Origin of the sequence: Peribacillus sp. NPDC060253 (genome assembly GCF_042727425.1) — a bacterium.
Taxonomy (GTDB): domain Bacteria; phylum Bacillota; class Bacilli; order Bacillales; family DSM-1321; genus Peribacillus.
Genome location: NZ_JBHXAS010000136.1, coordinates 1 through 12,005, shown reverse-complemented (window position 1 = coordinate 12,005; position 12,005 = coordinate 1). Strand labels below are relative to the sequence as shown.

Sequence of the window (12,005 nt, the reverse complement as noted above, 5' to 3'; positions counted from 1 at the left end):
TCTTATAATAGTAAATATTCTGTAAAAATACAAATGTATTTTTCAAATAAACAGTTTCCAAATATATCTTGGCGATTTTCCCAATCTAAAAATATCATTTTAAAAAAGTGATTATCAGTATTTTATAATAGTGATGATTCAAAAAGAGTGGAAAAAAATCATTTTTACTTGGAGTCCCTCCAAGTGACCGTTAAAAAATAAAAAAACTTAAACGCCTGTTAACTACCAAAATAATTTGTTGACCTATGGAAGAATAGATGATAGAATTCCAATATTATTTTATAAGTATAATGAATGTTTGAGCGTGAAAGAGCCTTTCATATCTTTCACAGACAGACATTTTCACAACCGCATACAAGCAAGCGATGAATGCTATGGATAACACTATAGCAGGAGCAGCTTCTGGAGAGACTGTACAAGATGCAGCGCCGAAGGATTCACAATCTCAGGCAAAAGGACAGAAGAGTAACGAATGATAAATTGTTATTCTGAACCCTTTAAGAGATTGGTACTATCCAATCTCTTTTTTTTATTGTCCACTTTGTGTTTGGACGTAAATAACACACTCGTGAAAAACCATTGGGAAAGTAAGCTGGGCAAACAATTACGTCCCTCTCTCCAAGACCGTGCAGGTTTGAAATCATTCACTACTAAGACTATAAAGATGGGGGCGTACGAATTGGCTAAACAAGAATTAAAAAGAGATTTAAAGAATCGTCATGTACAACTGATTGCAATAGGAGGGACCATAGGTACCGGTTTATTTTTAGGATCAGGAAAAGCCATACAATTGGCGGGTCCATCCATCATTTTTACCTATCTAATCATAGGGATTGCCCTGTTTTTTGTCATGAGGGCCTTAGGGGAATTGCTTTTATCCAACGCAGGGTATACGTCATTCACTGAATTCACAACCGAATATATCGGTCCATGGGCCGGGTTCGTCACCGGATGGACCTATTGGTTCTGTTGGATCATGACCGCAATGGCCGATATCATCGCTGTAGGTGTCTATATCCAATACTGGTTCGATATCCCTCAATGGGTCCCGGCTCTAATATGCCTTGTCGTTCTGTTAGGATTGAACCTATTGACCGTTAAGTTATTTGGTGAATTGGAATTCTGGTTTGCCATCATTAAAGTAATCACGATCATCGCCTTGATCATTGTAGGAATCATCTTATTGATCATCGGCTTCAAAACAAATACAGGAACAGTTTCCGTAACGAACTTATGGAGTCATGGGGGCATGTTCCCTAATGGCATTTCCGGATTCCTGTTATCTTTACAGTTGGTCGTCTTCTCCTTTGTAGGGGTCGAATTGGTCGGCGTTTCCGCAGCAGAGACGGCGAACCCGAGAAAAAACATTCCGTCGGCCATCAATAAAATCCCCGTCCGGATTTTACTTTTTTATGTAGGTGCCCTATTCGTCATTCTCTGCGTAAACCCTTGGACACAACTGGATGCCGCGAGCAGCCCATTTGTTGAAGTCTTTGCATTAATCGGCATTCCTGTCGCGGCAGGGGTCATTAATTTCGTTGTTTTGACATCTGCTGCTTCTGCATGCAACAGCGGTTTGTTTTCAACAAGCCGAATACTTTATACATTAAGCAAGAATGACGAAGCCCCTGCCAAGCTTGCAAAATTAAATAAGCAGGCTGTTCCAAGCAATGCCCTACTGACATCAACGATCGTTGTCTCGCTAGGGGCATTGTTAAGCAAATTGATACCGGAACAGGCATTTACCGTTGTGACGACCATCAGTGCCATCTGTTTCATTTGGGTATGGAGCATCATTTTGATTTCCCATATCAAATATTCGAAAACACGACCGGACTTAAGAGCCGAATCAACTTTCAAAGCACCTTTTACACCCTTTATCAATTACGTCATTTTAGGATTATTCCTATTCATCCTAATCGTTATGCTATTCGCTGAAGCTACAAGACTATCACTAATCCTGACACCTATCTGGTTCCTACTCTTGGTGATACTATATAACTATCAGAAAAAAAGATAGATACAGAAGTAAAGCCTTGAACTCAATATGATTCAAGGCTTTATCATTATCATCATAAGACCGCTTCAATATGAGTAGTCCGCACTGTTGTTAAAATATATCAAGCAACCACATTAAAATTTATATCAAAATAGTGTAAGCTAATATATATCATCGGTCCCTTCCTTTCGAAAAGAAGGTGCATCCTGATTGGTCAACCCATCCATCAGTGACAATGGTGAAAAACCCCATTGGTGGACGTTTCACTTTATTTAATAACGGAGGGGTTTGTTTAATGAAGATTATATATATCCTTACTCTAGTTCCTTTTATAGGCATACTGGGATTCCTGCCTTTTGTTAATAGAATAGAACCATATGTATTGGGTATGCCTTTCAACATGTTCTGGATGGCTATGTGGGTGGTCCTTACCTCTGCCATTTTGGGCATCATGTATAAGTTGGACCCGAGGAATAGAGAAGGTGACCAGGAATGAATATTGCTCTCTTAATCATTTTAGCATTTTTACTTCTAGCGATTTCTTTAGGCATTCGCTCTTCAAAAGGAAAAGATATGGACTTGGAACAATGGACGGTTGGCGGACGCGGTTTTGGAGCGATATTCGTCTTTCTGCTCATGGCTGGGGAGATTTATACGACCTTCTCTTTTCTTGGCGGCAGCGGCTGGGCATATGGCAAGGGTGCACCCGCTTTATATGTTCTAATTTACATTACCTTGTCTTATGTATTATCTTATTGGCTCCTTCCGGAAATATGGAAATATGCCAAAGAAAATAAACTGATGTCACAATCCGATTTCTTTGTTAGCAAATATAAGAGTCCAAGTTTAGGAATTTTAGCTGCGCTTGTCGGTGTGGTGTCGATGATTCCAGTGATTGTCGTGCAGTTGAAAGGATTGGGGATCATTGTCTCGGAAGCATCCTATGGTGCCATCTCCATGTCTGCGGCAGTTTGGATGGGGGCAATCAGCCTTACCATTTATGTGATGATATCCGGTATACACGGCTCAGTTTGGACAGCCGTCATTAAAGATATCATGATGATCGCCATTATAGGCTTCTTAGGGATTTACCTTCCCATTCATTACTTTGGTGGATATCAGCCGATGTTTGAGGCGGTTAATGCAGCCAAGCCCGGTTTTCTAAAGTTCCCTGAGCAGGGACTTAGCGTATCATGGTTTATCTCCACGGTAATATTGCTCGTATTCGGTTTCTATATGTGGCCACAAGTTTTCAGCGCAGTTTATTCGGCGCGCAGCGGGAAGGTTTTTCGAAAGAATGCCATCATTAGCCCGTTATATACGCTCATGTTGTTATTTGTCTTTTTTGTCGGGTTCACAGCTATATTGAAAGTGCCTGGACTAATTGGTGCAGAAGCAGACCTTTCATTGTTACGTCTTTCGATCGAGACCTTCGATCCATGGTTTATAGGTATAATCGGCGGAGCAGGATTGCTGACCGCATTGGTACCTGGATCCATGCTATTAATGAGTGTCGCAACACTGCTCGCGAAAAACGTATATAAGGAATTTGCCCCTGCCGTATCCGATCGTCACGTTGTAAGGTTGGCAAAATTCCTTGTTCCTGTCATTGCCCTAATAGCCGTCTACTTCACCTTAAACGGGGGAGAAACGATGTCAGCATTAATTCTCATGGGATACAGTCTCATCACTCAGCTATTCCCGTCCCTACTCTTTAGTCTGAAGAAGAATAATCCCATCAATCAATATGGCGCAATCGCCGGCATCATCACCGGATTATTGATCGTAATCTGCATTACACTCAGTTCTTCAACTATAGGAACCTTGTTTCCATCCTTGCCACAAGCAGCGAAAGATTTGAATGTCGGAATCATCGCCTTGGCGGTCAATTTCTTGGTGATGATCACGGTAAGCCTCGCATTCAGGAAGCACACGGTTAAGCTTGAGCCTAAATCCGTTAACGATATCTGAAGCACTTCTTTGACGGTAGCTTTAGGATTAAAAAGCACAGTACAGTACATTATATACTCGAGAGGCTCAGTCAAAAGACTGAGCCTTTTTATACTATCAACTGTCCACTTCCTCCATATTCAAGAAATATAAACCCCTGAAAAATAAAACTCAAGGAATTCGTGTAAGCATATGTACAAATGAGTCGTTGCCATTTAATGAATTTTCAACATCGTCGTTTATCGTAGCCAAGAATAAAGGAATTTTTTTATCGTATAGAGATTATATTTAGATTTCTAATTGACTTGCGTGATTGGGACTGTAGAGCATTTGAACCCGAGCACAGTCTATTGGTTTATTTATAGGTATCTCTATGAAATATTTCAGCTGCCATAGCTGAGTTTTTTGTGCCTGACGGCTAACAGGCTTGTCCCAAGGTGGGTAAACGCGTATAGCCCGTTTACCGCCATTGCCTTTATTAGATACTATATTTTGATCACATAAGACACCTTTTGGAAATACAAATTGACCAAAGTTATTCCCTTTGCGAGTACTAATAACAAACAAATCAACTGGATTTGATATGTCATATGGTTGAATCGCTCCATTCCCAATCCGCTCCCACAAAGTCACAAATTGTCCAACCTTTGCAGGTGTGATTTTAGCCACACGAAACCTAATAAAAAGGCTATTCACCTTGAATATATAGGCTCCATATTCAGCGTTTTGTGCTTCTATTAGTGGTTGAGACAAATCAAACCTGCACGTGCTATAAACAAGTTCCTTTGTTGCAATAAGGTCACTATGAATTGTGTCAGAGGAAGCCCAGGAATTTTGACCACCGAGATCGGATTGCAATAAGATTTGATTTTTCTCATCCATCTGTACTAATCCTCCATTTCAAAAGCTTTCTAGTCATTTTGCTATATCAAGCCCTTCGATACACCTCACTCTCCATTTTAGAACATTCGTTCGTTATTTTCAAATATCAACAGCCATGATGAACGTAAAAAAACCCAGGCACCTTCATCCCGGGTCTTTAAACTTTATGCTGACTTTTCCCCTTGTAATGCCTGGGGGAGTTATTTACAAAGTCCCCTGAAATACAATAGGGAAGCTCAAGCGAAGGTAACGGCCCCGTGCTGTTCTTCCTCCGAGATCGATAACAATTCCTTCTTCACTAGGTCTGTATCACCTAATAATCACGAGGTACATTTGTTTGTAAATCAGATCACCTAAGCTTCTTTTGTATCCAATTCCTTCATGTCCCTGCCACATTCAATAATCCACTAAAATCTTCCTTCCAACATTCAATGCTTTAACGATTTCCTTATATTCGTACAACTGTTGTTCTAGTTTTTGTTTTCTATTTACGATCATCCTCGAAACTTCTTTCGGGCTAGGCCCGCCTTGAATGCTTCTGATCTCCACAAAGTATTCGGGAGAGATGATCTTTTTCCATTCGTCTTCAGTTAAATCCACTGCAACGAATTCATTTATAATCTTGTTAATGTCTTGTGTGTCCCAATCATACAGCTCTTTCCCTTCACATATCGACTGTTTTGCGATATGACTAGCTATGGAATGAGCTTTTCTAAATGATATCTCGTAATCTCTTGATAGGGTATCAGCTAATTCAGTAACCGTTATACTAGATTTTGCCGCCATTTTCTTAGTATGCTCTTCATTTACTTTCAAAGTGGATATGACAGCATACATGAGTTTCATGACACGGCCTGCATTCGAAAAAGCCCGATATAAATGCGGCTGTAGATCATCCTCCGTATCGACGATATCGCCAAATGGAGTATTGTGGATCATATTCATTGCAGCAAGTGCATCTCCGTAAGCACTGCTTGCAATCGAACGTGAATGTTCGATTGAAACCGGATTTCTTTTTTGCGGCATGATACTGCTTACTTGAACATAAGGATCAGCCACATAAAATGTACCAAACTCCCTTGTCACATGCTGCAAGAAATCTTGTATCCATCTTCCCGTATTGACCATGGACGTCATGATGGCACTTGCGGTTTCCAATAAATAATCCGCCCCTCCGATCGAGTCATAGGAATTTTCAATAACCGAATCAAACCCAAGCAGTTCAGCGGTTCGATTCCGGCTGATTGGAAAACCAGTTGTGGTTAAAGCAGCCGCGCCCAGAGGAGATTGGTTCACCGTTTCATAAGCTGCCCATAACCGACCAATATCTCTTTGAAGTACATCATAAATGGCTAGGAAGTAATGGCCTAATGTAGTCGGCTGAGCCGGCTGGGTATGGGTGTAGCCAGTAATATAGGTTTCCATATGCTTCTCTGCTTGCACCAAGAATGCCTCACTCAATTGATTTGCATGGCCAATTAATTGGAGAAGGTGACCTCTCAAAACAAGCCGGTACATAGCGACTCCCATATCGTTGCGACTGCGGCCGATATGGATTTTTCCCGCCAGTTCATGGCCAATTTCATCACCAATCTTTGCCTCCATCATGAAAAATAAGTCTTCGAATTGAGGTTGATAGGTCAGCAGGGTAAGATCTGTTTGAGCCACTTTTCGAATCCCATCCAGCATGATTTTCGCTTCTTCTTCTTTAATGATCTTTTGTTCTGAAAGCATGATGACATGTGCTCGGTGAATATCGAACATCACATGGAATAAGTAATCTCTTTGATCATTAAATACAGGCATTAAAAGCTCTTCTACATATGTTTTCCCTGGAAAAACACTACCTTCATTTTTGATAAATTCATCAAGCATACTCATTTTTGTACCCCCGGTTTATAAGGCTTTTTCTGCCTTGATTCCAAAAAACTTGTTCGAGATAAATAGAACGATGACAATCAGCGCGATTTGAATCATCCCATAGGCAGCAGCCTGCCCCATATTGAACATCCGAAGCTGATTCATAATTTCAATGGATATGGGTCTGTTAGAAATCGTATACAACAGGACTGAGGTTGGAAATTCCCCGACGGACTCGATAAATGCCAATAATGTCCCTGATAAAACGCCAGGCATAATAATCGGTAAAATGACCTTTCTGAAGGTATAAAACCACTTAGCCCCCAAGTTCCTGGCCGCTTCCTCAATTGAGTCATCCAACTGCTCCAGAACGGCGTTAGTCGAGCGGACAACGAGTGGAATATGTCTGATGAAATAGGCAAGAGGCAAAATCCAAAATGTTCCTACCAAAATCTGACCGAAAGAAAAAACGCTAGGTTCATTAAAGGCGAATATCAAGTTCATCCCAATAACCGTTGCAGGCAAGGCCCAAGGAATCATGACTAAAATATCAACAAAGCTTTTCCCGACGAATTTCCGTTTGACAAGTACATAAGACGCGATGACCCCAAACACCAGATTCGCCAGTGTGGCAATGATAGCCATTAGTAAACTATTTCGTAGCGGTTTGAATATATTTGGATCTTGGAACAAAAGCCGATAATTCTCAACATTAAATACTGATGGATATGTTTGAAATGTCCAAGTCCCATCCGGCACAAGTGAAAGCAATAGAATCGTAAAGTGCGGTAAAAGCAGAATTATCACGCCGATGATACCCGTTACGACCATCACCCACTTCATGAACGGATTTTCCACTTCACTCCTATGTGCCCCAATTCCTTTCGATGCCATACGGTAATCCTTCCTATTCTGATACCATCGCATGAATAATAGAAATGAAATTGAAACAATGGATAGAATGACGGATTGAGTTGCAGCAATTTCCATATCACCATTAATTTTCGAGAAATATATTTGCAAGCTCAACACTCTGTACCCGCCAGCCAATAAAAACGGGGCACTGAATGAAGCCATTGAAATCATGAAAACAAGCAAAGAGGCGGCAACGATGGCCGGTGTCAATAATGGAAACGTCACCTTCCAAAATACCTTGAATTTATTTGCCCCTAGGTTATACGCAGCTTCTTCTAAAGACGGATCGATTTTATTGATTGCAGCGGATACGGTCATATAAAAATATACATACATCGTATAGGCATGCACGATCAGGATTCCCGAAATCCCGCCGATTTTAAAAGGAACTTTATCGAGACCAAACAGATCTTTGATGGCATTTGGAATTAATCCCGATTCTCCATATAAAAACATAAAGGCCATGACCCCCACCAATGATGGAAGAACAATCGGCAAAATCGCTGCTGATGAAAAGAAGCTTCTGCCTGGAAAATCGTAACGGTTAAAAATAAATGCGAGCGGAATGCCAATCAAGGCACTGACCAATACACTCAAAATGGATATATAAACGGAATTCCATAGCGCCTCTAAGTTCGTTTTCGATTCCTGTACGAAGAAGTCCTGATAATTTCCGAGAGATATCGCCCCGTCTTTTTGCAGACTTTCGATAAAGGTCCTCAATGATGGGTAGAGAACATATGCTACGAGCACTAATACAACGGGTACAAGCAGCCAAATCGTCAACCTGGTATCACGATTTTTAATCATGGAGCACCACCGCTTATGACAGGGATGAGGCGAAGCTGTTTCTCAGGAAGTTGGACATACACTTCCTTCCCTTGATAAAAGTATCCAAATTCATGTGTATTAAATACGTCCACCCTTAGTGATACGCTTTGAACATCCACTATGACATTCACAACAGATCCAAAGAATTGGACAGAATTGATTTTCCCTCTAAAGACATTCATTCCCTCTTCGGCTACATCTAGAATTCTGATTGCTTCAGGACGAATCGAAATCGCAAGGTTATTATCAGTCTGTAAAATGGGACCTCCTTCTCCTGTTTTATTTTGAACATGGAACCTAACCGGTTGTTCAACGTTTTTGAGAGAAACCACTAGATTCTCTTTTTGAACGTTTTCCACTTGAACGGGTAATAGATTGATTTCACCTATAAAACTTGCCACAAAATCATTGGCCGGCTGATTATAAATTTCTTCCGGCGTCCCGACCTGGTGACATACACCATAATTGAACACAGCGATCCGATCACTCATCGATAATGCCTCAGCCTGATCATGTGTGACATAAATGGTGGTAATCTTATAATCACGCTGCAGCCTTAAGATCTCCACCCTCATTTCATCTCGAAGCTTGGCATCCAAATTACTTAATGGTTCATCCAACAGTAATATTTCCGGTTCAATAACAAGGGCCCTCGCAAGCGCCACACGCTGCTGCTGTCCTCCGCTTAACTGGCTCACTTGACGATCCGAGTAGCTCTCAAGCCTGACCTTTTGGAGAGCATCCAGTACTCTCCTCTTTAAGTCAGATGAAGAAACTTTTCTTACACGCAATCCAAACGCTACATTTTCAAAAACAGTCATGTGAGGAAAGAGGGCATAGTTTTGAAAAACCATGCCTGTATTTCTTTTCTCCGGAGGTACACGCGTCATATCTTTGCCGCTAAATCGGACGATACCTTTTGTTGGATAATAAAACCCGGCAATCATCCGAAGGGTTGTCGTTTTACCGCAGCCACTTGGGCCAAGAAAGGTAAAAAACTCCCCTTCTTTGATATCCAGATTCAAATGGTCGACAGCTATCGTTTTCCCGAAGGCTTTTTGGACATTCTCTATTTTTATTGACGCCATCCCAAAGACACTTCCTTATTCTTTAATTTCTTTATCTCCACTTTTAATATTTTCGTCCCAATATTTCATCCACTCGTCCCCATTTTCTTGGAAAGCATTCCAATCTATATCCATCGCTTTGATTTCCGTACCCGTGATCCATTCTGGTAAATCCGTCACATCACTTCTTGTCGGAATCCTGTAAAATTCTTCTGCTAAATTTTTTGCAGCTTCTTGTGAATTCACAAACTCATAAAAAGCTTCGGCAGCTTTTGGATGCTTAGCACCTTCAACAATGGCAATCCCTTCTGTCAATACTGGTGTTCCGCTTTCTGGAATGACGAACTCAAACGGATAATTTTTATTTTCTTTTAGCATGACAACATCCGGCATTGCCCAAACAGAAAGTGAGCCCTCTCCTTTAGCTATCTTGTTATACATCATTTCCGGGTTCGCAGAATATTCCTTTGTGTTTTGGTCCAGCTTCTTTAACCAGTCATATCCTTCTTGGGGATCATTTGTATCCTTATACGTACGATAGATCATCGAAGAAAAAATTGTCCTCATCGTTCCGGAGGCTAACGGATAGCGGATGATAATTTCGTCTTTCCACTTCGGATCAAGCAACTCATCCCAATCTTTCGGTACTTCGTCCTTTGATAGTTCCTTGCTGTTATACATGATGACTTCCGGTGTCTGGCTCGTTCCCGTCCAATACCATTCTGGATCGTGGAATCCTTCATCGAGACTATCTGAATAAGTAGGCTTATAAGCAGCTAACAGCCCATCATCCTTTGCTTGATTAAAATTCGTGGAGGGTGCCCCCCACCAAACGTCAGCCTGCGGATTATTTTTCTCTGATCGAACACGATCAAGGATTTCCTGAGATCCCATGTCAAGCCACTCAACATCAATTCCATATTTATCTTCAAACTGCTTATCATATTTTGATAAGATATCTTTTCCATGCGGTGAATAAACAACAATTTTATCTTCCAATTCACCTTTTTCTCCCTTGGCCCCGCCAGCTTCCGTATTCGTTTTCGTATCTGTGCCGTTACATCCTGAAATCAATAGGGCCGCAGATAAGGTCAGTACTGAAACAAATGCTTTTTTTCTGCTTTTCATTAATAATCCCCCTCATCACGAAAATTCAAAATGCTATCATATTCCCTTAAAAATAGAGCAACCGCTCCTAGAACTCCTGCGTTTTCTCCCAGTTGTGATGTTTTCATTTCTACTAAACTTGGAAGATATCGATCTACAATCTCCCGAATTTTAGGTAACATGTAATCAGATGAATTTAATACACCACCTCCTAAAATAATCACCTCTGGATTTAGCAAACTAGCCGCATTGACAATTCCGCAAGCCAAATGTTCGATCGCTTCATTAATGATGGCTATAGCTGTCGAGTCTCCTTGTTTTGCGAACAAAAAGGCATCTTTCCCTGATAGTTCAGAAGACTGTGCTCTTTCGAATAAAGAATGATGGGGATCCTTGAGAACAGCTCTGGTAAAATGATCGCCAATCGATTTTCCTCCCGCAACACTTTCCAAATAACCGTATCTATGGAATATCGGCCTGAATTCACGCTTCATGTCCTCTTTGTCAGTCACCATATATCCCATTTCCCCTGCTGCACTTGAAGCCCCTCTGTATAACTGGTTATTCAAGATAATGCCGCTTCCTATCCCTGTACCAACTGCAATGAAAAGCAAATTGCGCTTATTTTGTGCATTCCCCAGCCACTGTTCACCGAGGGCAGCCGCATTTACATCATTGTCGAGAAAAATAGGATAATCAAAATATCGTTTCGCTTCGGCTATAAACGGATACTGCACCCATCCTAAACTCGGTGCCTCCATTACTAATCCACTTGCCGTTTGCGTAATACCGGGAATCCCAACCCCCATCCCTAATATCCGGTCTTTCGCAATCTGTTTTTTTGCAATTAACCTTTCCGTTTCAATCGCCATTTGTTTAAGTAAACCTGAATGCAAATAAGTGTTTGTTGAAAAACTAGTATCAGCAAGGATATTGCCACTTAAATCACATAAAACGATTTTAACTTTCGTCCCGCCAATATCAGCCCCAATGATATAGGCTGCCTTCTCATTAAAAAAGAGCTGAATGGGCCTCCGTCCACCTTGAGAAGATGACTCACCTATCCCTTTCTCAAATACCCATTTCTCCTGTATAAGTTCATCCACAGCCAGAGAAACAGTGGGTTTACTTAGCTGAAGCTTAACGGCGATTTCAGCTCTCGAAACGGGTGAACATTCTTGGATGCATTGAATGATTCTTTTCTTATTTACGTATTTTTGTTGACTGGGTGTTCGCTTAAAACTCATCACATCACGGCCTTACTTCATTTAGTTAGTAAATCTTCCTAATTAAGTAAAAATATAACTTAAATAAAGTTTGCGCACAAGTAATTTTTATAACATTCTAAATAATCTATTTTTAATAGTTACTTCGAATTATTTACAATTATAACC

At 40.9% G+C, this 12,005-nt stretch carries 9 protein-coding genes and 1 riboswitch; of the genes, 3 read left to right on the top strand and 6 right to left on the bottom strand.

The annotated features are described in order from the left end of the window. Nucleotides 1-392: 392 nt before the first annotated feature. Nucleotides 393-471: riboswitch (glycine riboswitch) on the top strand. A 208-nt stretch (nt 472-679) separates the two neighbouring features. The 3 genes from ACFWE9_RS23145 (at nt 680) to ACFWE9_RS23135 (ending at nt 3,970) form a co-directional block, all read left to right on the top strand. Next, nucleotides 680-2,020, top strand: coding sequence for an amino acid permease (locus ACFWE9_RS23145; RefSeq protein WP_230159351.1), 1,341 nt, complete (start codon nt 680-682; stop codon nt 2,018-2,020). A 274-nt stretch (nt 2,021-2,294) separates the two neighbouring features. Beyond that, complete coding sequence (locus ACFWE9_RS23140) at nt 2,295-2,495, top strand: DUF3311 domain-containing protein (protein WP_125161884.1); 201 nt, start codon at nt 2,295-2,297, stop codon at nt 2,493-2,495. Further along, on the top strand, nt 2,492-3,970 hold the full coding sequence (locus tag ACFWE9_RS23135) for a sodium:solute symporter family protein (protein WP_230159352.1): 1,479 nt from the start codon (nt 2,492-2,494) through the stop codon (nt 3,968-3,970). The genes ACFWE9_RS23140 and ACFWE9_RS23135 overlap by 4 nt, the downstream gene beginning before the upstream one ends. 267 nt (nt 3,971-4,237) lie before the next feature. Here ACFWE9_RS23135 and ACFWE9_RS23130 read toward each other — a convergent pair whose 3' ends face one another. From ACFWE9_RS23130 to ACFWE9_RS23105, 6 genes are all read right to left on the bottom strand, one after another. After that, nucleotides 4,238-4,831 carry a MepB family protein gene (locus tag ACFWE9_RS23130; RefSeq protein ID WP_230159353.1) on the bottom strand — a complete coding sequence of 198 codons (594 nt, stop codon included), beginning with the start codon at nt 4,829-4,831 and terminating at the stop codon, nt 4,238-4,240. A 396-nt stretch (nt 4,832-5,227) separates the two neighbouring features. Then, a complete protein-coding gene (gene argH / locus ACFWE9_RS23125) occupies nt 5,228-6,712 on the bottom strand; it encodes an argininosuccinate lyase (protein ID WP_230159354.1) in 1,485 nt (494 codons plus the stop codon). Nucleotides 6,713-6,727: 15 nt separating this feature from the next. Beyond that, nucleotides 6,728-8,416 (bottom strand): ABC transporter permease, encoded by a 1,689-nt coding sequence (locus tag ACFWE9_RS23120; protein WP_230159355.1) that lies wholly within the window; start codon nt 8,414-8,416, stop codon nt 6,728-6,730. Then, nucleotides 8,413-9,525: an ABC transporter ATP-binding protein gene (locus ACFWE9_RS23115; protein WP_230159356.1), complete on the bottom strand. Its 1,113-nt coding sequence runs from the start codon at nt 9,523-9,525 to the stop codon at nt 8,413-8,415. The genes ACFWE9_RS23120 and ACFWE9_RS23115 overlap by 4 nt, the downstream gene beginning before the upstream one ends. 15 nt (nt 9,526-9,540) lie before the next feature. After that, nucleotides 9,541-10,632: an extracellular solute-binding protein gene (locus ACFWE9_RS23110; RefSeq protein ID WP_230159357.1), complete on the bottom strand. Its 1,092-nt coding sequence runs from the start codon at nt 10,630-10,632 to the stop codon at nt 9,541-9,543. Further along, entirely contained in the window at nt 10,632-11,858 is a 1,227-nt protein-coding gene (locus tag ACFWE9_RS23105) for an ROK family transcriptional regulator (RefSeq protein ID WP_377358993.1), read from the bottom strand. Before ACFWE9_RS23105 ends, ACFWE9_RS23110 begins: the two co-directional genes overlap by 1 nt. Nucleotides 11,859-12,005: the final 147 nt, after the last annotated feature.